Annotated in this window: 26 protein-coding genes and 1 tRNA gene; 15 read left to right on the top strand and 12 right to left on the bottom strand. The window is 68.6% G+C overall.

Annotation, left to right across the window (positions count from 1 at the left end):
• Positions 1-68: 68 nt before the first annotated feature.
• On the top strand, positions 69-374 hold the full coding sequence (locus ACK4I0_RS08490; RefSeq protein WP_409609915.1) for a sel1 repeat family protein: 306 nt from the start codon (positions 69-71) through the stop codon (positions 372-374).
• Here ACK4I0_RS08490 and ACK4I0_RS08485 read toward each other — a convergent pair.
• Positions 371-1,093, bottom strand: coding sequence for a polysaccharide biosynthesis/export family protein (locus tag ACK4I0_RS08485; RefSeq protein ID WP_409609913.1), 723 nt, complete (start codon positions 1,091-1,093; stop codon positions 371-373). The genes ACK4I0_RS08490 and ACK4I0_RS08485 overlap by 4 nt on opposite strands.
• A gap of 110 nt (positions 1,094-1,203) precedes the next feature.
• Between ACK4I0_RS08485 and ACK4I0_RS08480 the strand changes: the two genes are divergently transcribed.
• Together ACK4I0_RS08480 and ACK4I0_RS08475 are read left to right on the top strand one after the other, a co-directional pair.
• Entirely contained in the window at positions 1,204-2,697 is a 1,494-nt protein-coding gene (locus tag ACK4I0_RS08480; protein ID WP_409609911.1) for a GumC family protein, read from the top strand.
• Positions 2,698-2,733: 36 nt separating this feature from the next.
• Positions 2,734-3,435: a hfsB gene (locus ACK4I0_RS08475; protein ID WP_409609909.1), complete on the top strand. Its 702-nt coding sequence runs from the start codon at positions 2,734-2,736 to the stop codon at positions 3,433-3,435.
• Here ACK4I0_RS08475 and ACK4I0_RS08470 read toward each other — a convergent pair.
• The 5 genes from ACK4I0_RS08470 to ACK4I0_RS08450 form a co-directional block, all read right to left on the bottom strand.
• Positions 3,413-4,366: a glycosyltransferase gene (locus ACK4I0_RS08470; protein ID WP_409609907.1), complete on the bottom strand. Its 954-nt coding sequence runs from the start codon at positions 4,364-4,366 to the stop codon at positions 3,413-3,415. The two genes, ACK4I0_RS08475 and ACK4I0_RS08470, sit on opposite strands and share 23 nt — an antisense overlap.
• Positions 4,366-5,289, bottom strand: coding sequence for a glycosyltransferase family 2 protein (locus ACK4I0_RS08465; RefSeq protein WP_409609905.1), 924 nt, complete (start codon positions 5,287-5,289; stop codon positions 4,366-4,368). Before ACK4I0_RS08465 ends, ACK4I0_RS08470 begins: the two co-directional genes overlap by 1 nt.
• Positions 5,286-6,731: a lipopolysaccharide biosynthesis protein gene (locus ACK4I0_RS08460; RefSeq protein ID WP_409609903.1), complete on the bottom strand. Its 1,446-nt coding sequence runs from the start codon at positions 6,729-6,731 to the stop codon at positions 5,286-5,288. Before ACK4I0_RS08460 ends, ACK4I0_RS08465 begins: the two co-directional genes overlap by 4 nt.
• Positions 6,732-6,738: 7 nt before the next feature.
• Positions 6,739-8,298 carry an exopolysaccharide biosynthesis polyprenyl glycosylphosphotransferase gene (locus ACK4I0_RS08455; RefSeq protein WP_409609901.1) on the bottom strand — a complete coding sequence of 520 codons (1,560 nt, stop codon included), beginning with the start codon at positions 8,296-8,298 and terminating at the stop codon, positions 6,739-6,741.
• Positions 8,299-8,367: 69 nt separating this feature from the next.
• A complete protein-coding gene (locus ACK4I0_RS08450; RefSeq protein WP_409609899.1) occupies positions 8,368-11,070 on the bottom strand; it encodes a M14 metallopeptidase family protein in 2,703 nt (900 codons plus the stop codon).
• Between the two features lie 195 nt (positions 11,071-11,265).
• On the opposite strand from ACK4I0_RS08450, the gene ACK4I0_RS08445 reads away from it, so the two are divergent.
• From ACK4I0_RS08445 to ACK4I0_RS08430, 4 genes are all read left to right on the top strand, one after another.
• Positions 11,266-11,721: a helix-turn-helix domain-containing protein gene (locus tag ACK4I0_RS08445; protein WP_409609897.1), complete on the top strand. Its 456-nt coding sequence runs from the start codon at positions 11,266-11,268 to the stop codon at positions 11,719-11,721.
• A 24-nt stretch (positions 11,722-11,745) separates the two neighbouring features.
• On the top strand, positions 11,746-12,099 hold the full coding sequence (locus ACK4I0_RS08440) for a hypothetical protein (protein WP_409609895.1): 354 nt from the start codon (positions 11,746-11,748) through the stop codon (positions 12,097-12,099).
• Positions 12,100-12,272: 173 nt separating this feature from the next.
• Positions 12,273-12,530, top strand: coding sequence for a hypothetical protein (locus tag ACK4I0_RS08435; RefSeq protein ID WP_409609893.1), 258 nt, complete (start codon positions 12,273-12,275; stop codon positions 12,528-12,530).
• Positions 12,527-12,790: a hypothetical protein gene (locus ACK4I0_RS08430; protein ID WP_409609891.1), complete on the top strand. Its 264-nt coding sequence runs from the start codon at positions 12,527-12,529 to the stop codon at positions 12,788-12,790. The genes ACK4I0_RS08435 and ACK4I0_RS08430 overlap by 4 nt, the downstream gene beginning before the upstream one ends.
• Before the next feature lie 10 nt (positions 12,791-12,800).
• Here the strand turns inward: ACK4I0_RS08430 and ACK4I0_RS08425 are convergent, their stop codons facing one another.
• The 3 genes from ACK4I0_RS08425 to rpsU all read right to left on the bottom strand — a co-directional run bounded on the left by ACK4I0_RS08425 (position 12,801) and on the right by rpsU (position 13,748).
• Positions 12,801-13,265: a helix-turn-helix domain-containing protein gene (locus ACK4I0_RS08425; protein WP_409609889.1), complete on the bottom strand. Its 465-nt coding sequence runs from the start codon at positions 13,263-13,265 to the stop codon at positions 12,801-12,803.
• 34 nt (positions 13,266-13,299) lie between these two features.
• Positions 13,300-13,391: transfer RNA gene (locus tag ACK4I0_RS08420), tRNA-Ser, on the bottom strand.
• A 120-nt stretch (positions 13,392-13,511) separates the two neighbouring features.
• Positions 13,512-13,748: a 30S ribosomal protein S21 gene (rpsU, locus tag ACK4I0_RS08415; RefSeq protein WP_092312110.1), complete on the bottom strand. Its 237-nt coding sequence runs from the start codon at positions 13,746-13,748 to the stop codon at positions 13,512-13,514.
• 189 nt (positions 13,749-13,937) lie between these two features.
• On the opposite strand from rpsU, the gene ACK4I0_RS08410 reads away from it, so the two are divergent.
• A complete protein-coding gene (locus ACK4I0_RS08410; RefSeq protein ID WP_409610015.1) occupies positions 13,938-14,621 on the top strand; it encodes a COQ9 family protein in 684 nt (227 codons plus the stop codon).
• On the opposite strand, the gene ligA is transcribed toward ACK4I0_RS08410, so the two are convergent.
• A complete protein-coding gene (gene ligA, locus ACK4I0_RS08405; protein WP_409609887.1) occupies positions 14,618-16,939 on the bottom strand; it encodes an NAD-dependent DNA ligase LigA in 2,322 nt (773 codons plus the stop codon). The two genes, ACK4I0_RS08410 and ligA, sit on opposite strands and share 4 nt — an antisense overlap.
• A gap of 148 nt (positions 16,940-17,087) precedes the next feature.
• On the opposite strand from ligA, the gene ACK4I0_RS08400 reads away from it, so the two are divergent.
• Both ACK4I0_RS08400 and ACK4I0_RS08395 read left to right on the top strand, forming a co-directional pair.
• Positions 17,088-18,047: a M20/M25/M40 family metallo-hydrolase gene (locus tag ACK4I0_RS08400; RefSeq protein ID WP_409609885.1), complete on the top strand. Its 960-nt coding sequence runs from the start codon at positions 17,088-17,090 to the stop codon at positions 18,045-18,047.
• Positions 18,044-18,592, top strand: a complete 549-nt coding sequence (locus tag ACK4I0_RS08395; protein WP_409609883.1) for a hypothetical protein — start codon at positions 18,044-18,046, stop codon at positions 18,590-18,592. The genes ACK4I0_RS08400 and ACK4I0_RS08395 overlap by 4 nt, the downstream gene beginning before the upstream one ends.
• A gap of 17 nt (positions 18,593-18,609) precedes the next feature.
• Here ACK4I0_RS08395 and ACK4I0_RS08390 read toward each other — a convergent pair whose 3' ends face one another.
• Complete coding sequence (locus ACK4I0_RS08390) at positions 18,610-19,071, bottom strand: peptidylprolyl isomerase (RefSeq protein WP_135064032.1); 462 nt, start codon at positions 19,069-19,071, stop codon at positions 18,610-18,612.
• A 65-nt stretch (positions 19,072-19,136) separates the two neighbouring features.
• Between ACK4I0_RS08390 and ACK4I0_RS08385 the strand changes: the two genes are divergently transcribed.
• Positions 19,137-19,847, top strand: coding sequence for an RlmE family RNA methyltransferase (locus tag ACK4I0_RS08385; protein ID WP_409609881.1), 711 nt, complete (start codon positions 19,137-19,139; stop codon positions 19,845-19,847).
• A gap of 4 nt (positions 19,848-19,851) precedes the next feature.
• Here the strand turns inward: ACK4I0_RS08385 and ACK4I0_RS08380 are convergent, their stop codons facing one another.
• Positions 19,852-20,400 carry a DUF2061 domain-containing protein gene (locus ACK4I0_RS08380; RefSeq protein WP_409609879.1) on the bottom strand — a complete coding sequence of 183 codons (549 nt, stop codon included), beginning with the start codon at positions 20,398-20,400 and terminating at the stop codon, positions 19,852-19,854.
• Between the two features lie 130 nt (positions 20,401-20,530).
• Between ACK4I0_RS08380 and guaB the strand changes: the two genes are divergently transcribed.
• Genes guaB through guaA form a run of 4 tightly spaced genes read left to right on the top strand, consistent with a single transcriptional unit; the run spans position 20,531 to position 25,200 of the window.
• Positions 20,531-21,988, top strand: coding sequence for an IMP dehydrogenase (guaB, locus tag ACK4I0_RS08375; protein ID WP_409609877.1), 1,458 nt, complete (start codon positions 20,531-20,533; stop codon positions 21,986-21,988).
• A gap of 11 nt (positions 21,989-21,999) precedes the next feature.
• Positions 22,000-22,392 carry an MAPEG family protein gene (locus ACK4I0_RS08370; protein ID WP_409609875.1) on the top strand — a complete coding sequence of 131 codons (393 nt, stop codon included), beginning with the start codon at positions 22,000-22,002 and terminating at the stop codon, positions 22,390-22,392.
• Position 22,393: 1 nt separating this feature from the next.
• Positions 22,394-23,653: an RsmB/NOP family class I SAM-dependent RNA methyltransferase gene (locus ACK4I0_RS08365; protein ID WP_409609873.1), complete on the top strand. Its 1,260-nt coding sequence runs from the start codon at positions 22,394-22,396 to the stop codon at positions 23,651-23,653.
• Positions 23,650-25,200, top strand: a complete 1,551-nt coding sequence (gene guaA / locus ACK4I0_RS08360) for a glutamine-hydrolyzing GMP synthase (RefSeq protein ID WP_409609871.1) — start codon at positions 23,650-23,652, stop codon at positions 25,198-25,200. The genes ACK4I0_RS08365 and guaA overlap by 4 nt, the downstream gene beginning before the upstream one ends.
• The last annotated feature ends 5 nt before the right edge of the window (positions 25,201-25,205 follow it).

Below are 25,205 nucleotides of genomic sequence, written 5' to 3'. Positions count from 1 at the left end.
GCAAATAGCGCGGGTCTTTGATCGTCTCATCGCGGCGCCAGAACGGTTGCCGCCTGGAGACTGAGCCGATGACCGCGCACGAAACCGCGCCGCTGACCGCCCAGGCCGACGCTGGCCTGCCCCTGCCGACCGCCGACATGGACGGCGACGCCCTGTTCCGTCTGGGCCTGTCGTATTCCACCGGCCAGAACGGCTGCCCGATGGATCGGGTATCCGCCCACATGATCTTCAACCTGGCGGCCCTTAAGGGCTCGGTCGAGGCGCGCGTCTATCGCCGCGAGATGAGCCAGGAGATGGAGCGCGAGGAACTGGCCGAGGCCCAAAAGGCCGCGCGCCGCTACATCGACGCCGGCGTCGTCAACCTCGCGGCCTAAAACGACGCAAACCCGTTGCCGCCGCCGATGGCGTAGCTGAAGCCGATCGGCAGGGCGCTGCGCACCTGGGTGAAGAAGGCGGCGAGTTCGCCCAGCGTCGAGCGCGGCACGAAGACGATGTCGCCCCGCCGCACCGCCACGGCCTCGCCGCGACGCGGCCGCAGGTCGATAGGGCGGATCATGCGCACGCCGCCCGGCCCGCGCCGAATGAGCGCTGCCTGCGCCGAGCGCGCCGTGGGCAGCACGCCGCCGGCCATGATGACCGCCTGGGTGGCGTCGATGTCGCCGACCATTTCATAGACGCCCGGCGTGCGGACCTCGCCATCGACCCAGACGCGGATCGGTCCGGCCTGGCGCAGGGTCACCTCCACCGCCGGACGGCGCAACTGACTGGCGTAGGCGGTCGAGACGTCGCTCTCGAGTTCCGCCAGCGTGCGGTCCGCCGCCATCACCTGACCGACCAGGGGCAGGGCGACCCGGCCGTCGGGCCCGACGCGCAGGGTGCGGGTCAGTTCGCTGGCGGTCGGGGTGGCGATCTCGATTTCGTCGCCCGGATAAAGCAGATACTCCGGCTCGGCGTCGGTCCAGTTGGCGAACTCGATCTCGGGAAAGCCGGGGTCGTGGGCGATTGGATCGCGCCGCACGCTGGACGCAGCCCCGCAGCCGGCCAGTGCGGCGGAGCCCATCAGGGTCAGAAACAGGCGGCGGTCGAACGACATGGCGATTCCGGATCAGTCATCCGCAGGCTGACCAATCATGGGTAACAGGCCGTTAACGGCCAGGCCTCAAAGCTCTCTCCATCGCCCGCCCGAAGGATTCGGCACGCCCCATGCGCAAGACGGCCGCCGTCATAACCCGCCCACGCTACGGCGTGCTGGACGTGATCGGCCTGCTGTTCCGCGAACTGCTGCTGATGATCGTGGTCTTTCTGGTCATTGCGGGCATCGGTCTGGCGGTCGTGCTGACCCTGCAGAAGACCTACACCGCCAGCGCCAGCGTCTTCGCGGGCGTGGGCCAGGAATACGTCTATCAGCCGCGCGTCGGCGTGGCGGAGCGCAGCGGCCAGACGCCGATGGCGGACGAGGTGGCTCAGGCCGAGGCCGCCATCCTGCGCAGCCAGGAAGTGCGCCAGCGGGTCGTGCGCGCCCTCGGGCCGCGCGTGTTCCAGGGCGACCGCCCCTCGACCGCTGCGCCGGCCAAGCAGGAGTCTGACGCGCTGAAGGTTCTGACCGACGGTCTGGGCGTGGCGACCACGCCGGGCAGCGCCGTGATCGGACTGACGTATGAGGGCTCCGATCCTGTTGTAGCCGCCCAGGTGCTGAACGCGGTGGTCGATCAATATCTGGTCTACCGTCGCGAAGTTTTTCAGGATCGCGCCACCCCTGCCATCGCCAACCAGCGCGAGGTCTTCCAGGACGAGTTGGCCGCAGCGGATCGCACCTACGAGGCCTTCCTCTCCTCTAACCGTATCGGCGACTTCGCTACGGCCAAGGAGACGGCGGCGACGACTTATCAGACTGTATTCGCCGAGCGAATGAGCCAGCAGGCGGCTCTGAACCAGGTCGACCGCCGGCTTCAGACCCTGATCGCCCAGCAGGACCGCACCCCGCCTGAGATCGCCCTGCAGCAGGACCTGAACATTTCGGCCCAGGACCAGATCCTGCAACTGCGCACCGAGCGCGAGCAGTTGCTGGCCCGCTATCAGCCCGACGCTCAGCCGGTACGCGACATCGAGACGCGCATCGCCCAGCTTCAGGCCTACGTTGCTACGGGGACAGCCGTTGGTCCGCGCGAAGTTCGAACCGGGCCCAATCCGATTTGGGTAGAGCTGGAGACGAACCGCATCAACACCCAGGCCGAGCGGGATTCGATCCGCGCCCGCCTGGCAGTGCTGGATCGCCAGGTCGAGGACCTGCGGCAGCGGCTGGCCACCCTGACCCAGCTGGAATCCGAGAACGCGACCCTGGCCGGCGCCCGGACGGTGTTGAGCGATTCGGTGCGCGAGTTTCAGCAGCGCGAGACCCAGAGCCGCGCCGACAGCGGCCTGGTCGCGGCCGGCGCCGACAACGTCACCGTGATCGAGCGCGCCCAGCCGCCGACGCGCGGACGCAGCCTGAAAGTTCCACTGCTGGCCGCCGCCATCCTGTTCGCCGGCTTCACCGCCCTTTGCGTTGGCCTGGTGCGGGTGTTCTCTCGCCGTGGCTTCGTCACCCCGGCCAGCGCGGGGCGGACGCTGGATCTGCCGGTTCTGGCCGTTGCGGATGACAAACGCGCGCGGGCCACGGGCAAGCGACGCGCCGACGCCGAACCCGCTCCGGCGTGATAGGCTTGATTCCCGTATCACGCGCGTAACGATTCGATGGTCGATCTGACGAACGAGATGGCGAGCCTGCTGGCCGCCCTGGGGCCGGCGCCGGCCCATCGAGGACGCGTGATCCAATTCGTGTCGGCCCAGGCCGGAGAGGGCGTCTCCACCGTCGCGCGTGAGTTCGCCCGGCTGGCTGCGTTGCGAGCCAGAAAGTCGGTCTGGCTGATCGACGCCGACCTGGCCCAGCAATCGCAGGCGGAGGCGGTCGCTGCCGACGCCGACCGCTTCGGTGGCCTGGGCGCGGCTGCTTTGGCCTCGCCTGACGGGTCGGCCTTCTACACGGTCACGCCTGCCTTGCGGGGGCGTGACGGCAAGCCGGTTCGTCCGGCGCGCCTGCTGACGGCTCAGCCCTGCCTGGGCGGACGGCTGTGGGTGTCGCGGTTTCGCATGGAGGCGCTGCGTTCGGGTCAGAAGGTCGAACTGCTGGCCCAGGCCGAATACTGGGAAGCGCTCAAGAGACATGCCGAGACGGTGGTGATCGACTGTCCCGCCGCCGACCGCAGCGACGCCGCCATCGCCTTCGCACCCTATGTCGATGCGACGGTGATCGTGGTGGCGGCCGAGACGACCGGCGCGGCCGGCCCCGCCGCCCTGCGCGACGAGATCGAGGGCGTTGGCGGCCGCATCGCCGGCGTGGTCATGAACCGCGCCCGCTGGAAGCCGCCGAGCTTTATCCAGCGGCTGGCAGGCTGACCGCCTCGCGCTTTGCGGTGTGTCGGCCGTAAAGCGCCGGCGCGAAGGCGTCCATCCACAGCACCTTGCCCAGGCCGCGCACCGCCCGGTCGGTCATGGCGAACCGCCCGGGCTTACGCAGCAGCCACAACATCCCGGCGGCCGCGCCATAGACGGCGGCCTGGCCTGCGCCGATCACCATCCAGCGCAGCACCGCCAGCGGCCGACGCTCGGCCATCGCCGTCTGGCTAGGCCCCTGGCCATAGGCGAAGGCGCGGCGATACGCATAGGCCAGGGTCGCGCGGTGCGCGGGGGCGTATTCCGTCACCCAGGCGTCTGCGGCCCAGGCGAAGCGGCCGTTGCGGGCGCGCAGCTCGCGGAACAGGGCGTCGTCCTCGCCGCCGGTGTGGTCGGCGTCGGTGTCGAACGGCGCGGCGCCGGGCAGGGCGGTGGCGCGCACCATCAGGCTGTTGCCCGAGCCATAGACGTGCTCGATCGATCCGCTGACGCTCGGCCCCTCGCGGCCGAAGAATAGATCCAGATAGGCCTGGGCCGGGCCCGCGCCGTCCGGCGCCTTGCCGGTGATGGGGCCGAACACGACATCGGCGGCGGTCTGTTCCTGAACCGCGATCAGGGCTTTCAGCCATACGGGCTCGGCCGCCTCGTCGTCGTCGAGGAAGGCGATCAGCGGCGCATCCGTGGCGGACAGGGCGGTGTTACGGGCGGTGGCGACGCCAGGCACGGGTGCATGGACATAGAAGAGGGGGACCGGCGAAAGGGCGCGCAGGGCCTCGATCACCGGTAGTGCCGAGGCCGCCGGGTCATTGTCCGCCACCACGATCTCGCGCAGCCGATCAGTCACGCCGGTCTGGGCGAAGACCGAGCGCAGCGCCCGTTCCAGCCCCTCAGGGCGGCGCAGCGTGGGGGTGACGACGGCGACATCGGGCCTCATCACAGCGCCTCGGCGTAAAGGGCGGCGCGATACAGGCGCAAAGCGAAGGCGCGGGCCGGGACCGGCGCGGCCTCGGCGCCGGCGACGGCGCGGCTGGCGCGTCGCAGCAGGCCGCGGCCCGGCAGGCGTCGGATGATGAGCGCGACCTTGTGGCTCGGGTACGCCGCGACGGCTTGAGGGTGCAGGGCCGCCAGACGGGCGAAGTTGGCGGCTGACTGCTCATACTTGGCCGCCAGCGCCGGCACCGTGTCCAGGCCCATGTGGGTCGCCGGCACGTCGGCGTGGCCCATGCCGTAGCGGCCCGTGACGCGCAAACCCCACTCCACGTCCTCCCAGCCCCAGCCGGTGAAGCCGGCGTCGAAGGCCTCGGCCTCGAACACGTCGCGGCGGACCAGCAGGTTGGAGGTGAAGACGTGCTTGCCGGGATCGCGCGACCGTTCGGCCGCCGAAAGGCAGTCGGTCCGACCCGCCATGGCGCGGTGCACGGCGAAGCGGGCGTCGTCCGGCGCCTGCTCCAGGGTGAAGCCGCCGAAGACGGCCGGCGGATCCTTTGCAGCTACATCCAGCCAGGCGCGCAGGAAGTCGGACCGATCGGGCCGCATATCGCTGTCGAGGAACAGGAAGTGACGCCCCCTTGCCGCCAGAGTCAGCCGGTTGCGGCCTCTCGCGCGGCCCTCGTTGGCGGGCAGTGTGATGAGCCGGACAGGAACCGCCGCGCTGTCGATCGCGGCCTTGAGAGCCGTCGTGAGTCCCGGATCGTTGGTCCCGTCGTCCAGCAGGACGATCTCGACCGCCCCGTCCGTCGGCTCGGCCAGTAGCCGGGCCAGCAGGTCGAGCGGATCGTCGCGCAGGAAGGGCGTCAGGACTGACAGGCGCGGCGCGGCGCCCGCCCAGGCCGGGCTGTCGTGAATGTCCGCGCTCATGCCTCCGCCTCACGTCTGCGCCGGATCAGCCGCCGCGCCACATCGCGCACGCCCGCTGCGTTCAGGGCCAAGGCCAGGGCGGCGTAGATGCTCGCGCCGACCGTGGCGTCCATCATCAGTTCGGCGAACCCGCCGATCGGCGGCAGGACCAGGACAACCGCCGCCATGGCGATCGTGGCGACGCCGCAGCGCATCAGGGCGCTCCAGTCCGTCGGCATGGGCTCCGCCCGGCGGCCCAGGATCAGAGAGGCCGCCAGACCCAGCGCAAAGCTGGCCGTGGTCGCCCAGGCCGCGCCCATCAGGCCGAAGCGGGGGATCAGCACTGCGTTGAGCGCCAGATTGGCCAGGGCGGGAGCCGCCATGGTGGCGAACAGCAGCTTGGTCTTGCGGCCCAGAATGAAAGCGACGTTGTAATAGTAGGCGCTCAGCCCCCACAGCAGGGCCGACAGGGCGATCCAAGGCGTGATCGAGGCGGCCGCGCCGCGCAGTTCCTCGCCGATCATCACCTCCGCCAGGGGGCGCGCGACCAGGGCGAGGCCCGCCGCCGCCGGCAGGCCGATCAGCAGGAAGGTGGCGGACTGCTCGCGCGCCGCCGGGACCAGCGCCTCGCAACCGCCGCGCTCCAGCGCCAGGATCAGGGCGGGGCCGCTGGCCGCGCCCAGCCAGATGAAGATCACGTCCAGCGTCCGGTTCGCCAGGCTGTAGCCCGCGTGATAGGCGCCCACCGCCGCCTCGTTCAGGAACAGGGCCAGCAGGAACCGGTCGGTCGAGGCCAGCACCAGGGCCAGGGTCAGGGACGCCGCGATCGGATAGCCGTAGGCGGCGTAGGCCTTGAGCCGCTTGATATCGACTACGCCGTCCCGCGCCCGCTTCAGTTCGCCCGGCAGCAGCAAGGGCAGGGCGGCCAGCGGGGCCAGGGCCAGGCCCCAGAAGGGCGAGGCCGCGCCCGCACCCCAGACGGCGAAGCCGGCGCCGACCGCGAACCCGGCCAGCGCGACGAAGATGTCCAGACCGGCGGCTCGCGCGACCTCCCCGGCGGCGCGGTATCGCTCCTGCGCCAGCTTGACCAGAAAGCGCACGGGCGCGCCGCCTAGGGCAACCGCCAGCGCCAACTTGAGCGCCCCGTTGATCGGAACCAGCCACAGGAGCAGAGCCGCGACGGGGACGAAGACGGCGATCAGCAGAAAGGCGGTACGATACAGGGAGGCGAAATGCGCCTTCAGTCCCGGCCCCTCGACCTCTGACGCCCAGAACCGCGCCATGGCCGCTTCGACCCAGGAAAAGGCCAGGACGTGCGACAGGGTCATGACCGAAAAGGCCAGGGCGTACTGGCCGAACTGCTCGGGTGTCAGCAAGCGCGTGAAGACCACGATGGCCAGAACGCCGACCACGCCCTGTACCGCCTGGGCCGGCAGATAGCCCCACACGCCGCGCCAGAACATCAGTCGTTCACCGTTGGGCTGCCCGGTCGCCCAGCAGCACCGGCACGGTCACGGCCATGATCCATAGGTCCAGCCAGAATGACTGATGCTCGACATAGTCGATGTCCAGCTGCACGCGGCGGCGCACCTCGGCGGCGGTGTGCAGCGGACCGCGCGAACCCTTGACGGCGGCCCAGCCGGTCATGCCGGGCTTGATGCGGTGGCGATGGGCGTATTCGGCGACCAGGCGCGCGCTCTCGACCTGACCGGTCTTCATGCCGACCGCGTGGGGGCGCGGACCGACCAGGCTCATCTCGCCGCGCAGGACATTCAGAAGCTGAGGCAGTTCGTCCAGGCTGGTCTTGCGGATGAAGCGGCCGACGCGGGTGACTCGGTCGTCGTCGGCGGTCACCTGGCGGCTGGCGGTGGCGTCGGCGGTCTCGGTCCGCATGGATCGGAACTTCCAGACCACGATCTCTTCCTGATTGAAGCCGTGGCGGCGCTGGCGGAACAGCGCCGGACCGGGGCTGTCCAGCCGCACGATCAAAGCGATCAGCATCAGCAGCGGCGACAACAGGATCAGGGCGATGACGCCGATCACCAGGTCCTGCAGCCGCTTGTGAAATGCCCGGCGCTCGGCGTCCACGGCGTCGAGGTTGCTCAGCGGCGCCTCGGCCAGCTTGTTCAGCGCGGCGTTGCGCTCGTCCTTGCCCTGCGGATCGACCAGCAGGGTGACCTCGTTCGGCAGGACCGACAGCCGCTGCGTCAGTTCGCGCACGCGCGCCTCGGCGCGGGGATCGATGGCCAGGACGATGCGGTCAACATAGGGCGTCATGCGATGGGTCAGCAGATCATCGGCCCCGCCGAGGACCGGAACGCCCTCGACGGCCTCGGGATTGCGCGACAGCCGGTCGTCGAACACGCCCAGGACGTTCAGATCGCGCCGCTTCAGGGCCTCGCGGATCAGCCGTTCGGCGTTCTGGGTGGCGCCCACCACGACCACATTGGGCGTCAGGGCGCCGGATTGGCGGAGCCGCTCCACCCATAAACCCCAGCCCAGGTGCAGGCCGCTCAGCCCAAGGACAGTGACGCTCGTCCAAATCGCCACAGGTTGCACGAGCTGGGCGTCGAAAGCCTCCGCCGCCGCCAGCCCGAACAGGCCGCCGGCCAGGCTGATGGCGACGATCAGCCCCAGCCGCCGCACAAGCGTCTCGTCTCGCCCAAAGCGATAGAGCCGCAGGGACCGCAGCAGTCCGACGATCACCAGGCCGCCGACGACGAAGGGCAGCACCGTCCGCGTTTCAGCCCGCGCCAGATCGACGGGCGATGCGAGGGCGGCGAAGGTGACCGCCAGGGTGATGACCGCGATGGCGTCTATGGCGCGGAAATAATGAGCGGCCAGCCGTGTGGCACCGCGCTGCCGTGCATTCAGCCAGACGTCGGGTCGGAATGGGCCGCGCCGGCCCGTGCCGGAGGGGGGCGCAGGCCGCGTCTCGGCGTCGCGCAGCGCCCGGGCCGCCATCGCTTTGAGGCGGGCGACATGGGCGGCGTCGTCGAGACAGGCCAGGCGGGGTTGGGCGTCGGCCATCGGCATCCGGCGTGAAACAGGTTCACCATCCTGCCCGCACCGGGTCTATGTCGCGTTAACGCCTGTGCGTCATTGCGCCGCCGGGCCATAAAGCAGGGCGTTGAACAGCAGCTTCAGCGAGGCGCGGGCCTGAGCGCGCTGGACCACGTCGGGACCGAGCAGGATCAGCCGGCCTTCGCCGTGCGGAAGTTCGACCACGGCGTCCGATCCTGCGAGGTGCTGTGGCCCGATGGCCCAGCCGCTTGAGACGGTCAGGTCTTCGGGATAGCGGGCGGCGGCCTGGCCCTCACCGGTCAGGCGGAAGCCGGCGTTGCGGTTGAAGAAGACATCCATCGTCTCGGGCGCGCCGAACGCCAGCGGGCGGCTGGTGTCGACCGCGACTTTCAGCAGAGCGCCGGGGATGAAGAACTCGGTGGACGGAAGGGGGCGGCCTTCTGGCGTGGTCAGCACATCCTGAACCGGCGCACCCATCGCCGTCGCAATCCGATGGGCCGAGCCGATGGTCACCACCGTGCCGCCGGCGCGGGCGAAGGCGTCGATCTGGGGCACGGTGTTTTCGGTGGTGATGTAGCCCAACCAGGGTCGGAACTCGGCCGGGATGGCGTCCGGCGTCGGCTGGCCGCGCTGGGCCGAGGCGGCGAGGTTGGCCGGGACCATGTCCGAGGCGAAGACCAGCACGTCGAAACGGTCGTTCAAACCGCCGCGGTCCAGGTCCTGCGGATAGACGACCTCGAAGGGATATTCGAACTGCTCCATCAGCCAGCGGGTCCAGCCCGAGGCCATCGAGCCGCCGTAGCGGTCAACCAGTCCAATGCGGACGGGCTTCAGCGCGATCTGATCGCCGGACGGCGCGCGGCCGACGGCGTGGGCGTTCAGGCCCAGATCCGCTACGGCCTGTTCCACCAGAGTGCGCGAGACGTCCGACGCGGGGATCCACAATGCGCCGGGCTCCAGTTCCGTGCGGCCGACCCGCGTCGCGGCCGTCTGCCAGAAGACCGGCTGGCCGGCCTTAAGCAGGCGGTTGGTCAGGATGAAGCCGTGCAGCGGCGCGTGATCGATCAGCCAGCCGGCGCGGCCCGAGCCTTCGATGCGGCCCGCCGGCGGCGCGACCTCGGCGGTCAGGCGCTCGGTCGGGGCCTCGAAGCCTTCCAGTATGCGGTCGAACTTCACGCCCATCTGCAGCGCCAGGGTGTAGCCGGTCGCGTCATAGGGCAGGGCGGGCGGGCCGCCCGGATACTGCAGATCGTGCGGATGGTCCTGCGGCTCGAACATGTCCAGCACGTGCGGGCGATAGGCCTGGGCCGTGCTCACCACAAACGACCCGGCCGGATAGGTGCGGCCCTCGACGGCGAACGGCCGTGTTGCGCGATCCACGTCCACCCCGGTGCGGATCAGGCTATTGATGAAGGTCAGGGCGTTGGGCAGGTCGGCCTGGTCGGTAGGAATGACATAGCCGCGCGGGTCGCGCAGGGCAGGATCGCGCAGCACCTGTTCATACAGCGCCGGATCGATCGACCGCCCCGAATCTTCGCCGGCCGCGGCCTCCAGCGCCTCAATGCGGGTGGGCGTGAAACGCCAGGTGTCCGTCTCGCCCTTGGCGATGGCGTTCGCGCCCATGCGCCAGATGTTGAACAGCAGCCGGTCGCGGTTGCGCGACGCGTAGTCCAGCACCGCCCGATTGATGCTGAGCGAATAGTCGATCGACTGGGCAAAGCGCCATTCCTGCGGCGCGATGGGGGCCGGAAGGTCGTTTCTCGGCAGTTGATGTTCGGGGATCAGGCTGATGCGGCTGGGCGTCGGGTGGCCGGTGATCTCGGTGAGCAGACCGACGGCATTGTGGAAATAGGTGATCGACCGCTGCATTCCGTTGTTCCAGGTCGAATAGCGGGCGGACGAGCGCATGGTCGAGCCGGGCTTGCCCTCGGCGACCAGCCGGTTGTGCATGATGGCCCCCACTTCCGACAGGGTCGTCATGACGATGGGGTCGTAGTTGTAATTGAAGGGGTCGCGGAAGGGCGGCATGAAAACCACCGTGCCCGCCGGCGAGGTCTGGTGGTGGTTGTAGACGATCTGCGGAAACCACTCGCGGAACATCTGGCGGTTGATGTTGGTCGTCTCGCGCATCGCTGACATGTAGTAGTCGCGGTTGTTATCGTGGCCGACGTAGGCCTGGTACAGGCGCGGGATAGAGTTGAACTCGCGCGCGGCCGGGTCGTCGTTACGCATGTACCAGTCGGCGACCAGCTCCCATCCGTCAGGGTTCAGCGGGGTGAACAGGATCACCACGTCGTCCAGCACCCGCATCGCCTCGGCGTCGTCGGCGATCAGCCATTCGTGGATGGCGGCGATCAGGGCCTGATGCGGCACGGTCTCGGTGGAATGCAGACCGCCGTCGATCCAGACCACCGCCTTGCCTTCCGCCGCCAGGGCGCGGGCTTGGGCTTCGTCGACGCCTTCGGCCTTGGCCAGACGGCGCGCAATGTCCTGATAGCGATCCAGATTGGCGATGTTGGCCGGCGACGAGACGGCGGCGACGTACATGGCGCGCCCCTCGGTCGACTGCCCGATCTCGAACAGCCGCATCCGGTCCGACTGACCCGCGACGGTCTTCAGCCAGGCCTCGAAGCGGCTGTAGTTCACCAGCCTATAGTCGTCGCCGATCTCGTGGCCGAAGGCTTCGCGCGGCGAGGTGACAGGCACCTGGGCCGAAGCCGGCATGGCGGTCAGGACAAGCGCAGCGATCGCCAGCGCCCTTGCGACGTTCAACTTCATTGATCCACCCCCGCTTTTCATAGCCCAAGCCCTTCTAGCCCAACGCGGTCTCGATCGTCGTGCGAATTACCGCGAGGCGGCTCACGCAACCTCTCGGAGATCGGAAAGCAGCGCTCGCCACAGCCGTGAAGCTCGCTTATCAAAGGCGCAGGCGACCTGCGTTCACCGTGGAGAGGGAGTCGCCGGAGACCTTTGATGCCAAGTCGCCTGACGCCCCGCCAGATGCAGTGTCTGCGCCTTTCGGCGACCCTGCACGATCAGCAGATTGCTGATCAGCTGGGGATTTCCGTCCATACCGTGCGTCAGCACATCGAGGAGGGGAAAGCGCGGCTGGGCGTGCAGGATCGCAAGGCGGCGCGCAGGCTCCTCCCTCAGCTTGAGGGAGATGATTTTGACGGGATGGCTCCGGACGCCGCCGTCGCGTCACATCCGGCCGTCAACGAGCCGTCCCCTGCGGTTCCTGACGACGGCGCAGACACAGACCACTCCCTTTACGGAGCCTATGTGCGACTGGGCCGCTGGCGAGAGCCGCCCAGGATCGGCGGTTCCAGGCTGCCGCTCATCGTTCTCTGGGCGATGCTGTTCATCGGCCTGGTCGCGGCGGTCTCGATGCTGCAGTCGGTGATGGAAACGCTGGGGCGGCTTCGTTGAAGTGATCAACGGAGCGGATCTGAAATGACCGGCAAGAACGCCTATGCGTCGCTAGTGGCGCAATCCCTGCATTCGGCCGAGGCCGATGCCGATCGACATCTTGCACAACTGGGCCAGGTTCTGGCGGACATGGCGGGCGGCCGCGTGCACGCCGGGCTTGGCGCGGATGTGGGACTGCGCGGTCTTGACCACCTGGGTCGCGCGCTGAACCAGGCCATCGAAGCGCGCAAGAGCCTGGTCATGGCTCATGGCAGCCTGGCTCGCGACGGGCAGCGTATGGGCCTGCAATGGATGGTGGCCAACCCGACCGAAAAAATGGACCCGGAAGAAAAGCCGGAAAAACCCATCAAAACCGGTCGCCTGGCGCAACCTGCCTGACGCGTGGACACCTTCAGCACCCTGCTGCTCGCTGCGAACCTCGTCGCCTTCCTGCTGATGGGCGTCAAGGGCGGTGCGCCAGAGCGCTGGGCCGTCGCATTTGTCCTGCTGTCATTCCTACTGACTCCCCTCAGGGGGTAGTGGTCGGCAGCTGGAGGGCCGGCGTCGCCGGCGTGAACCTGGCCCTGTTCCTGGCGCTCTGGATGCTTGCGGAGCGCTGGGGGCGCTGGTGGCTGATCGCGGTCGCCGGGTTTCAGCTCATCATCCTGCTGACCCATTTCCTGCCGCTGATGACCGTGACCCATATGGTCAACACGGGCGTGCTCGCCCGCAAAATCTTCTGGGTCGGGATCAGCATCTTCTTCTTCTTCGCGGCCTGGGAAGGTTGGGCCGCGCGACGTTACCGCCTCGAAGGGGGGCATTCACGATGATCACCCAGGATCACACAGACCATTTCACCGCGTGGCGCGAACTGCGTCTGGTCGCGGATGACGAGCCGCAGATGGACCAACTCGACCAGATTGAAGTCGCTCTTCTCAGCACGCCGCCGCGTTCAATTCCCGAAGCTGTCAACCTCGTCGAGATCGTTCGACTGAACGTGATCGCCGGAGGGCGGTCGGACGGACTGGACGCTCAGGCGCTGCACAATGTGGGACGCTTCCTCAGCGCCACCCACTCGGCAATGGCCTGAGGCGGCCGCTTTAATCCACGTTTCGTCGGGCCAGCGCGCGAGCCACGCCAAGCAAGGCCGCGCGCTCGTTCGGCGATATGGCGATGTAGCACTCCGCCAGTTCATGTCCGCCAGCGATGGCGCCCAGACTGGGGCGCCCGCTGGGAGCTTCCTCGTCTGAGGGGAACAGAGAGGCGACAGACACGCCGAGGGCGCGCGCAATGCGCGTCAACATGGAGGCCGATATGCGGTTCACACCGCGCTCGTACTTCTGAATCTGTTGGAAGGTGACGCCGATCGACTCGCCCAGCTGAGTCTGGCTCAAGCCCACGCGAATGCGCTCGGAGCGCACCAGGTCGCCGACGGTCACGTCGACGATGTCAGGTTGCCGAGAGAGGGGTTGGATAGGGGTTTCCTTGGCCATGTCCGCCGTGCCGCCGTTGTGGTGACCGTCTTTCGACCCACTGGAGCCCGGACGCAAGTCAATCTTCACCATTAAAGGTGCGGGCCGCCGACAAACGCGGAAGTTCTGGCGGAGACGGAGGGATTCGAACCCTCGGTACCCCTTACAGGGTACGACGATTTAGCAAACCGTTGCCTTCAGCCACTCGGCCACGTCTCCGGCAGGCGGCGTGATTAGCGGGTCGCGCGGCGGCGCGCAATCCGTTTGCGAGCGCCCCAGCCACGAAAAAGGCCGCCTTCCGAAGAAGGCGGCCTGATCTCTTTCGAGCTGTCGCTCGGCTCAGCGGCCAGGGCGCGGCTTGGGGGCCGGCAGCAGGCCTTCGCGCTGGGCGCGCTTGCGGGCCAGCTTGCGGGCGCGGCGCACGGCTTCGGCCTTTTGACGGGCGCGCTTCTCCGAGGGCTTCTCGTAGTGCACGTGGCGCTTCATTTCACGGAAGCTGCCTTCGCGCTGCATCTTCTTCTTCAGGGCTTTGAGCGCCTGATCGACGTTGTTGTCGCGGACGAAAATCTGAACCAGGTGAATCTCTCCTTTGGCCGCCCGCCGCGTCCTTATCCAAGGGAGACGGGCAGACAAATAAATACTCTCCCGAAAGCAGGGCTCTCGGACGAAGGCGCGCTGATACACGAGGCGCCGCGTCGTGTCCAGATCACCGCAATGATCGTGAACGCCTCGGCAAGCCCGCAAAATGGGCCTATCTTGCTCCTCATGACACAGACCACGCCCCCGGATGAAGCCGCGCCCGAATCGATGCGGGGCGACTGGGCCGACACCACCGAACAGGCGGTTCTGGACGCCGCCGTCGCTCGGGCCGCCGACCTCGGCTGGAACGGACGGCTGGTCCGGTCGGCGTGCGAAGTGAACGGCCTGTCGCGTGGCGACGAGGAGTTGCTATTGCCCAACGGCGCGCGGGACTTGGCGGCGCTGCTGTCGCGGCGACATGATGCGCGGGCTCTTGAGGCGCTGTCCGCGATCGACGCCGGCTCGTTAAAGATTCGCGAGCGCATCGCCCAAGCGGTTTCGGCGCGTTTGGAGGCGGGCGCGCAGGATCTGGAGGCCTGCCGCCGCTGCGCGGGCTTCCTGGCGCTGCCGACCAACACCGACCTGGGGCTGAAGCTGGCGTGGGAGAGCGCGGACCATCTGTGGCGTTGGGCCGGCGACACGGCCACGGATCAGAACCACTATTCCAAGCGGGCGATCCTGTCGGGCATCCTGGTTCCGGCAATGACGATGCGCTGGTTCGATGGGCGCGAGGCGGCCGACGCCTTCGTGGCCCGCCGCATCGAGAACGTCATGGCCTTTGAGAAGTGGAAGGCGGGCAAGGATTTTGACGCGCCGCTGAACCGGGTGATCGATGCGCTGTCGCGGATGCGGTACGGGGCGAAAGCCTAGTTGCCGATCAGGGCCAGCCACTCGTCCTCGGTCAGCACCCTAACGCCGTGTTTGGTCGCGTCGGCCAGTTTTGAGCCCGCACCGGGGCCGGCGACCAAGTAATCCGTCTTCTTGGACACCGATCCGGACACCTTGGCGCCCAGGCTTTCGGCGCGCGCCTTGGCTTCGTCGCGCGTGAAGCGCTCCAGGGCGCCGGTGAAGACGACGGTCTTGCCACTGACTACGCTGTCGGCCCGAGGGCGTTCGGCGTCCTCGACGGCCTCGAGCTCGGCGATCAGCGTCGCGACGACGTCTCTGTTGTGCGGCTCGTGGAAGAACTCGGCGATGGCGCGGGCGGCGACAGGGCCCACGCCCGCCACGCCGGCAATACGGCCCAGGGTGGGATGCGGGCCTTCTTCTCGCGCCACGCGGGCCAGCTCGATCAGGGCGGGCCAGTCGCCGGCCAGGCCTGCGAGGCCGCGCCGGGCGGGCGCGGCCAGGCCGGGGAAGGCGAGGGCGATCTTCTGATCCAGGGGCGCGCCGGGCCACGGGTCGTCCGCGGGCGGCCGCGCCTCGGCCAGTTGCGCCATGACGCGCGGAGACACCGCATGGGTTTCCGCCAACTGCGTCCAGGCCGGCGACGGCACGCCCTCTGACGCTTCGAGCGCGGCGGCGTGGAAGCTGGCCCAATCCCCGAACTCGCGCGCCAGCAGCAGCGACGTCTGGGCGCCGATCTCGCGGATGCCCAGGGCGAAGATCAGCCGGTCCAGGGCGATGACGCGGCGCTCGGCGATGCCGGCGACCAGATTGCGCACGCTGGTCTCGCCATAGCCGTCCTCGGCGCGCAGCTCGGCCAGCCGCGCCTTGTCACGGGCCAGGCGGAAGATGTCGGCGGGCTCGCGCAGCCAGCCGCGCTCGTGGAAGGCGATCAACTGCTTTTCCCCAAGCCCTTCAATGTCGAAGGCGCGGCGGCTGACAAAATGCTTCAGCCGCTCGACAATCTGGGCGTCGCAGATCAGGCCGCCGGTGCAGCGACGCCGCACCTCGCCTTCATCGCGCACCGCCTCGGACCCGCAGACCGGGCAGACAGTGGGAAAGACGAAGGGCTCGGCGCGATCCGGCCGGTCGGGATCGACCACCGACACGATCTGCGGGATCACGTCGCCGGCGCGCTGAAGCACCACGGTGTCGCCGATCCGCACGTCCTTGCGGGCGATTTCGTCTTCGTTGTGCAGGGTGGCGTTGCGCACGACGACGCCGCCGACAGTGACGGGATGCAGGCGGGCGACGGGGGTCAAAGATCCGGTGCGGCCTACCTGAATGTCGATCCCTTCCAGCACGGTCGTCGCCTGCTGGGCCGGGAACTTGTGCGCGATGGCCCAGCGGGGGCTGCGCGCGACGAAGCCCAGGCGCTGTTGCAGGTCCAGCCGATCGACCTTGTAGACCACGCCGTCGATGTCATAGCCCAGCGATGCGCGATCGCGCTCAAGGTCGCGATAGGCGGCGATCAGCGCCTCGGCGCCCTCGACGCGACGGGCCCTGTCGTTGACCGGAAAGCCCCAGGCCTTGAGCGCCTGCAGCGCCTCCCACTGGGTCTCGGCGAATGGCGCGGACGTCTCGCCCCAGGCATAGGCGAAGAAGCGCAAAGGTCGCACCGCGCTGATGTTCGGGTTCTTCTGGCGTAGGGATCCGGCGGCGAAGTTGCGCGGATTGGCGTAGGTCCGGTCGCCCAGCATCTCGGCGTTCCTGTTGAAGGCCTCGAAGTCGTCATTGGCGACATAGACCTCGCCGCGCACCTCGACCACGGCCGGCCAGCCTTCGCCCGACAGGCGCTCGGGGATGTCCTTCAGGGTGCGCAGATTGGCGGTGACGTCCTCGCCCGTGCGGCCGTCGCCCCGCGTCGCGCCGCGCACCAGCGCGCCATCCTCATAGCGCAGGCTGGCGGACAGGCCGTCGATCTTGGGCTCGGCGACGAAGGCGATCGGCTCGTCAGCCGGCAGCTTCAGAAAGCGCGCCACTCGGGCGGCGAAGTCGCGCGCTTCGCCATCGTCGAAGGCGTTGTCCAGCGACAGCATGGGCACGCCGTGGCGCACCGGCGCGAACTGGCTGGAAGCCGCGGCACCCACCGTCTGGGACGGCGTGGTCTCGTCTGTCAGGGTGGGGAAGCGCGCTTCGATGGCGAGGGCGCGGGCCTTCAGCGCATCATAGTCTGCGTCCGAAATCTCGGGCGCATCCTCGGCGTGATACAGGGCGTCGTGGCGGGCCAGCTCGGCCGACAGGCGGTCCAGCTCGGCGCGGGCCTCGGTCTCGGTCAGGGTCTCGACGGAAGAAGCGGGCATCGGGAATCGCGGTCGGCTGGTGACGGGCGCCTTGATAACACCGCCCCGGCGCGTTTCGATGCGCCGACGCCCGCTCGGGCATGACGCAGAGTTAAACTGACGCCGCCGTTCCTGATCGTTAGCGTGGCGCGACTATTCGGAGATTCCAATGCGCCTGAAACTGCTCGCCGCCGCCTCTGTCGCCCTGATGGCGGCCGCCTGCGCCATGCCGACCGGCCCCACGCCGTCAACGCCTATCGAGGCCGCGGCGCCGGCGGCCGATCATGCTCAGTTGCTTGAGGACCTGCGCATCCTGTCGGCCGACGACATGCAGGGCCGCGACACGGGCTCCGAGGGCGGGGCCAAGGCGCGCGAATACATCGTGTCGCGTCTGGAGGCGCTGGGCGTTCAGGCGCCGCTGATGGGCCGATTGCAGCCGTGGGAGATGCAGGGCCGCAGCCCGACGGGCCCGCGCACCTGGAACGGGACGAACATCATCGGCCTGATCCCGGGCACGCGAGCGTCGGACAAGTACATCGTACTGACCGCGCACTATGACCACGTCGGCGTCCACGAGGGCCAGATTTACAACGGCGCGGACGACAACGCCTCGGGCGTGGCGACGGTGCTGGAGATCGCCCAGCGGCTGAAGGCTGAGGCGCCAGAGCACAGCGTGCTGCTGGTCTTCTTCGATGGTGAGGAGCGCGGACTGCTGGGCGCGCGCCACTTCGTCGAGGCGCCGCCCGTGCCGCTGTCGTCCATCGCGCTGAACCTGAACCTGGACATGATTTCGCGGCCGGAGACGGACAAAAAGTTGTGGGCCGTGGGCACCTATCAGCATCCCAATCTGCGTACTTTGCTGGAAGGCATCGCGCCGAACGGCGACGTCTCGCTGGCCTTCGGCAAGGACACGCCGCAGGACGAGGGCAACGACAACTGGGTCAACGCCTCGGACCACGCGCCCTTCCACGCGGCGGGCCTGCCCTTCATCTATCTGGGCGTGAACTATCACCCCGATTATCACCGCCCCAGCGACGACTTCGACAAGGTCATCCCGGCCATGTTCGGCAGCGCGGCCGAGCTGTCCTATTCGGCCTTCCGCGCGCTGGATCGCGGCTTGAGCCGTTGAAGCGGCTGGCGCTTCTGATCGGCGCGGCTCTGACCCTGGCGGCCTGCGACGGACGGCCGGCCAGCCAGGGCGAGGCGGCGCCCGTAGCCGTAGCCTTCAGCCACGATCTCAGCCTAGATGCGTCGGGGTATTATCTCGCGCTGGATCCGGTCGTGGTCGGCGACTGGCGGCTGCACCACCTGTTCGTCGGCCAGGCGCAGGAGTTCGACGCCTGGGAGGGCGGTCGGCGTGATGCGGCTTTCGGCCCGGTGATGATGGAGTTCGAGGATCAGGCCAGCCCGATGGTCGCCAATGAGCTGGGCGAGGCGAGGGCAGGGCGATCGCGCGTGCTGCCGACGACCTATCGCGTCGATGACCGCACGGTGCGGTTCGAGGGCGTGTCGCGGGCCCTGGGGCCGGTCAGCTTCGAAGGCCGGCTGAACGCCGACCGGCTGGAAGCGGCGCGGCGCAGCCTCGGCGACGAGGGCGTGGTGCTGGCCGGCACGTTGAAGGTCGGAGAGCGCACATTCGACGGTGTGCGCTTCCGATGGTGGGCGGGGGACTGAGCCCCCGCCTCAGGCCTTTAGGCCACGGTCGCCTTGACGATCTTGCCGGGCGCGCGGGGCGGCTCGCCCTTGGGCAGGGCGTCGACGTGTTCCATGCCCGATTCGACCTGACCCCAGACGGTGTACTGGCGATCCAGGAAGGTGGCGTCGTCGAAGACGATGAAGAACTGCGAGTTGGCGCTGTTCGGATCCGAGGTGCGGGCCATCGAGCAGACGCCGCGAACGTGCGGCTCGGCCGAGAATTCGGCCTTGAGGTTCGGCTTCTTGGAGCCCGAGGTGCCGGTGCCGGTCGGATCGCCGCCCTGGGCCATGAAGCCCGGGATCACGCGGTGGAAGACCACGCCGTCGTAGAAACCTTCCTGGGCCAGTTCGGTGATGCGCTCGACGTGGCCCGGAGCCAGGTCGGGACGCAGCTTGATGACCACGTCGCGCTGTTCGCCGTCGCCGGTGTCGAGGGTGAAGGTGAGGGTCTCGGCCATTCGGGCCTCCTTTCAAGTTCGCGGGGGTCATAGCGGCTTGGCGCGCGCCCGGCTATGACCAAGCCATGAGTGAAGACGAAAAGCCTGCCGAACGCCGCCGCATGGTCAAGCCGCCCACCGGCGGCACGGCCGCCGGTCGCGGCATGGGCCAGAAGATCAAGACGGCGGACAAGAAGTCGATGTCCAGCCAGCAGTGGATCAAGCGCCAGCTGGCCGATCCCTGGTCCGAACGCGCGCGCGCCGAGGGCTGGCGCAGCCGCGCCGCCTTCAAGCTGATGCAGATGGACGACCATCTGGGTCTGATCAAACCCGGCTGCCGGGTCATCGATCTGGGCGCGGCGCCGGGCGGCTGGGTGCAGGTGGCGCTGGATCGCGGGGCCAAGGCGGTCGTGGGCGTCGACCTGCTGCCCATCGAGCACATCGCCGGCGCCGAGCTGATCCAGGCCGACTTCACCCACGCGGGCGTAGATCGTCAGCTGATGGAGGCCTTGGGCGGGGCGCCGGACCTGGTGCTGTCGGACATGGCGCACAACACCATCGGCCATCGCCAGACCGACCACCTGAAGATCATCGCCCTGATCGAGATCGCGGCCGACTTCGCCATCCGCACGCTGAAGCCGGGCGGCGCCTTCGTCACCAAGAACTTCCAGGGTGGAAACGCCGGCGGCGTTCTGGCCCGGCTGCGCGAGGAGTTCGAAACGGTGAAGCCGTTCAAGCCGGAGGCCAGCCGCAAGGGCTCCAGCGAAGTCTATCTGGTGGCCACCAACCGCCGGTGAGGGCTTAAACCGGGGCGACGCTGGCGCGGCGGGCTTCGCGCTTGGCCTCAATGCGGCTCCAGACGCGGTCGTGGACCGTGAAGAACACCGTCTGCACCATCGGCTCGATCAGGCCGATGGCCAGCGCCACGCCGATGTCGCGCGTCAGGGCGAAGGCGACGCTGACCGCTACGACGAAGTGCATGACGCCGTAGGTCATCGTCTTCAGAGCGATCTGCTTGAACGAGCGGGGCAAGGCGTGGCTGTGGCCGATGTGCCCGTGAGCGCGCGACTGCTCCTCGGGCGACATGAGGCCCAGGCGCGCGGTGAAGGCCTCGGACGCCTCTTCCAGATTGGAGCGCATGCGCCGGTGCTCGATGCGGTGCCAGACCCGATCGTGCACCGAATAGGCGATGGTCTGGAAGATCGGCTCGACCAGGCCGACCGCCAGGGCGATGCGCCAGTCGCGCGTCAGCGCATAGGCCACCGCGATCGCCACGATCAGGTGCATCACGCCATAGCTGGCGATCTTGAGCGCCAGGCGGCGGGCCGATGAGATAATTTCCCGGACCATGTGTGCAAAAGGTCGGTCGGGCGCGGCCGTTCCGCAAGGCAATTGTTCTTATCCGGCCGATAAGCGCCGCCGCCCCTTGCGGGCCCAGTCCAGCGGGCGTTATACGCGGCCCGCAAAACGGAGACTCCAAATGGAGATACGCGAAGGCCTAACCTTCGACGATGTTTTGCTCGAGCCCGGTCCGTCGGAGGTCATGCCCGCCGATGTGGATGTCTCGACGCGGCTGACCCGCGACATCAAACTGAACATTCCGCTGCTGTCGTCCGCCATGGACACGGTGACCGAGAGCCGTCTGGCGATCGCCATGGCGCAAGCCGGCGGTCTGGGCGTGCTGCACCGGAACATGACCATCGAGGAGCAGGCCGATCAGGTCCGCGCCGTCAAACGCTATGAGAGCGGCATGGTGGTCAATCCGGTGACCATTTCGCCCGACACGCCGCTGGGCGAGGTTCGCCAGATCGTCGAGCGCAAGCGCATCACCGGCTTCCCGGTGGTCGATCCGGCTACGGGGCGTCTGGTCGGCATGCTGACCAACCGCGACATGCGGTTCGAGAGCGACCCTTCGGTCAAGGCCTCCGCCCTGATGACGACCGGAGACCTGATCACCGTGCGCGAAGGCGCCGGGCGCCAGGAAGCCCAGGACCTGCTGCGCAGCCGCAAGGTCGAGCGCGTCGTGGTGGTCGACGAAAACTACCGGGCCGTCGGCCTGATCACCATGAAGGACATCCAGAAGGCTCAGGCTTTCCCCAGCGCCGCCAAGGACGACCAGGGCCGGCTGCTGGTCGGCGCCGCCTCGACGGTTGGCGACGCGGGCTACGAGCGGGGCATGGCCCTGGCCGAAGCCGGCGTCGACGTGGTGGTGATCGACACCGCCCACGGCCACTCGGCCTCGGTGGCGGCCGTGGTCGAGCGCATCAAGCGCGAAAGCAACCGCATCCAGATCATCGCCGGCAATGTCGCAACCTATGACGCGGCCCGAGCCCTTATCGACGCCGGCGCCGACGCGGTGAAGGTCGGCATCGGCCCGGGCAGCATCTGCACGACTCGCATCGTGGCGGGCGTCGGCGTGCCGCAGCTGACGGCGGTCATGGACGCGGCTCGCGCGGCGAAGGACTCCGGCGCGCCGGTCATCGCCGACGGCGGGATCAAATATTCCGGCGATCTGGCCAAGGCCATCGCAGCCGGTGCGTCCGTCGCCATGATGGGCTCTATGTTCGCCGGCACCGACGAAAGCCCCGGCGAAGTCTTTCTGTACCAGGGACGCAGCTACAAGTCGTACCGCGGCATGGGTTCGGTCGGGGCCATGGGCGCCGGCTCGGCCGACCGCTACTTCCAGAAGGAAGTCTCGACCGAAAAGCTGGTGCCCGAGGGCATCGAGGGGCAAACGCCCTACAAGGGGCCGATCGCGCCGGTGCTGCACCAGCTGGTCGGGGGCCTTCGGGCGTCCATGGGCTATGTCGGCGCCCCCACCATCGCCGAGTTCCAGAACCGGGCGCGCTTCGTGCGCATCACCGGCGCGGGCCTGCGGGAAAGCCACGTCCATGACGTGATGATCACGCGCGAAGCGCCGAACTACAGGCAGGGCTGAAGACAATGGACATGACCCCCGAGTTCATCGTGCTGGCCGCGACGCTGGTTCTGGCGCTGATCCAGATCCTGGCGGCGGGCGCGGCGCGGACGGCCGAACTGGGGGCCAAGTGGAACGCGGGGCCGCGCGACGGCGTGCCCCCGCCGCCCGGTCCCCTGGCCGGCCGCCTGATGCGGGCGCAGGCCAATCTGTTCGAGACCCTGCCGCTGTTCATCGCCGCCGTGCTGATGGCCCATGTCGCGGGCAAGGACGGCGCCCTGACGGCCATGGGCGCGCATCTCTACTTCTTCGGGCGGCTGGCCTATCTGCCGCTCTATGCCTTCGGCGTGCCCTACGTGCGCTCGGCCGCCTGGGGCGTCGCCTCGGTCGGCCTGATCCTCATCATCATCGCACTGTTCATCTGACGTGACCCCAGCCGCCCGCCTCGCCGCCGCCGCCTCCATCCTCGACAGCATCGCCCAGGGCCGCCAACCCGCCGAGGCGGTGCTCAAGGCCTGGGGTTCTCAGAACCGTTACGCCGGGTCCAAGGACCGGCGCGCCATCGCCGACCGGGTCTACAAGGTGCTGCGCGCACGCGGCCGCCTGTCGTGGATCATGGGCGGGCGGGAGGACGGCCGCGCCCTGGTGATCGGCTCGCTGTCGGCTCTGGACGGACTGCCGCTGGACGAGATCGAGGCGCTGCATTCCGGCGACGGCTATGGCCCGCGTCCGCTGTCCAAGCAGGAGCGCAGCCGCATCACGTCCGGCGAGGGCGAGTTGCCCGGTTGGGTCGCGGCCGGCTTGCCCGAATTCGTGGTCGAGGATTTCAAGACCACCTACGGCGACGCCTGGACCGAACAGGCCCGCGCCTTGATGGAGCCGCGCGCGCCCATCGACCTGCGGGTCAACACGGATCGCGCCGAGGTCGCCTCAGTCGAGGCCGAACTGCGCGAAGCCGGACTTTCGCCCGAGCCCACGCCGTGGTCGCCGATCGGCCTGCGACTGGCGTCCGAGCCGCCGCCGAACGTTCAGGCGCTGGACGCCTTCAAGGCCGGCCGTATCGAAATCCAGGATGAGGGCAGCCAGATCGTCTGCGCCTTGGCCGGCGCCGCGCCGGGCCTGACGGTGGTGGACTACTGCGCGGGCGGCGGCGGCAAGACCCTTGGGCTGGCCTCGGCCATGCAGGGGCAGGGGCGGCTGGTCGCCTCCGACGTGGTCGCCCGCCGCCTCGACAATATCCGGCCTCGGCTTGAGCGCGCGGGGGTGGCAGCGGAACTGGTCCTGATCGGTCAGAACGGCGGGGGGCTGGAGGCCCTGAACGGCGAGGCCGACCTGGTCTTCGTCGATGCGCCCTGTTCGGGCTCGGGCACCTGGCGCCGCCGGCCCGAGGACGCCTGGCGTCTGACGCCCGAAGAGGTCGCACGCCTGCACGCCCTGCAGGTGCGCATCCTCGATCAGGCCGCCAAGCTGGTGAAGCCGGGCGGTCGGCTGGCATATGTCACCTGTTCGATGCTGAGCGCCGAGAACGAGGCTTCGGCCGACGCGTTCGAGGCCGCGCATCCGGAGTTAAGACCGGTCTCGACGACGCCGCCATTCGCCGCCCAAGCGGCCGCCCGCCATCGGATGTCGCCCGCCACGACCGGCACCGACGGCTTCTTCTTCGCCCTTTATGAGCGCACCACATGACCCAGCACCAGAAAGTCCTGATCGTCGACTTCGGCAGCCAGGTCACTCAGCTGATCGCGCGCCGCCTGCGCGAAGCCGGCGTCTATTGCGAAATCCACCCCTTCCAGAAGGCGGGCGAGGCGCTGGCGGCCATGTCGCCCCAGGCCATCATCCTGTCGGGCGGCCCAGCCTCCACGACCGAGGCGGACAGCCCGCGCGTCGATCACGCCGTGTTCGAGGCCGGCGTGCCGATCCTGGGCATCTGCTATGGCGAGCAACTGATCTGCGCCGAGCTGGGCGGACGGGTCGAGAGCGGCCACCATCGCGAGTTCGGCCGCGCCGAAATCGTTATCACTCAGGACAGTCCCCTGTTTACCGGGATCGGCGCCGTGGATCACCGCGAGCCGGTGTGGATGAGCCACGGCGACCGCGTCACCGCCATCCCCGAGGGCTTTCAGGTCATCGCCACCTCCGAGGGCGCGCCCTTCGCCGCCATCGCCGACGAGACGCGCAAGATCTACGGCGTCCAGTTCCACCCCGAGGTCATGCACACCCCGCGCGGCGCGGCCCTGCTCAAGAACTTCACCCACGGCGTGGCCGGCCTCACCGGCGACTGGACGATGGCGGCCTATCGCGACGAACAGATCGCCAAGATCCGGGCTCAGGTGGGCGACGCCAAGGTCATCTGCGGCCTGTCCGGAGGCGTCGACTCTTCAGTGGCGGCCGTGCTGATCCACCAGGCCATCGGCGACCAGCTGACCTGTGTGTTCGTGGACACCGGCCTGCTGCGCAAGGACGAGGCGACCCAGGTCACCACCCTGTTCCGAGAGCACTACAATATCCCGCTGCTGCACGTTGATGCATCGAAGGAGTTCCTCGGCGAGCTTGCCGGGATCAGCGACCCGGAAACCAAGCGCAAGACGATCGGCCGGGTCTTCATCGAGGTGTTCGACCGCGAAGCCGGCAAGATCGAAGGCGCCGCTTTCCTGGCCCAAGGCACCCTGTATCCCGATGTGATCGAAAGCGTCTCCGCGGGTGGCCCGTCGGCGGTCATCAAGAGCCACCACAACGTCGGCGGCCTGCCGGACTATATGAAGCTGAAGCTGGTCGAGCCGCTGCGTGAGCTGTTCAAGGACGAGGTCCGAGCGCTGGGCCGCGAGCTGGGCCTGACCGACGCCTTCGTAGGCCGTCATCCCTTCCCGGGCCCGGGCCTGGCCATCCGCATCCCCGGCGAGATCACGCCGGACGCCGTCGCCACGCTTCAGGACGCCGACGCCATCTATCTGGACGAGATCCGCAAGGCTGGCCTGTACGACGACATCTGGCAGGCCTTCGCCGTGCTGCTGCCGGTCAAGACCGTCGGCGTCATGGGCGACGCCCGGACCTATGAAAAGGTCCTGGCCCTGCGCGCCGTCACCTCCACCGACGGCATGACGGCCGACTTCTACCAATTCCCCTGGGACGTCCTGGGCCGCACGGCCACGCGCATCATCAACGAAGTCAGAGGCGTCAACCGCGTCGTCTACGACGTCACGTCCAAACCGCCCGGCACGATCGAGTGGGAATGATTGAG

It is taken from the genome of Brevundimonas sp. (assembly GCF_046295775.1).
Lineage (GTDB): Bacteria > Pseudomonadota > Alphaproteobacteria > Caulobacterales > Caulobacteraceae > Brevundimonas.
This window is presented reverse-complemented; position numbering and strand designations above follow the sequence as displayed.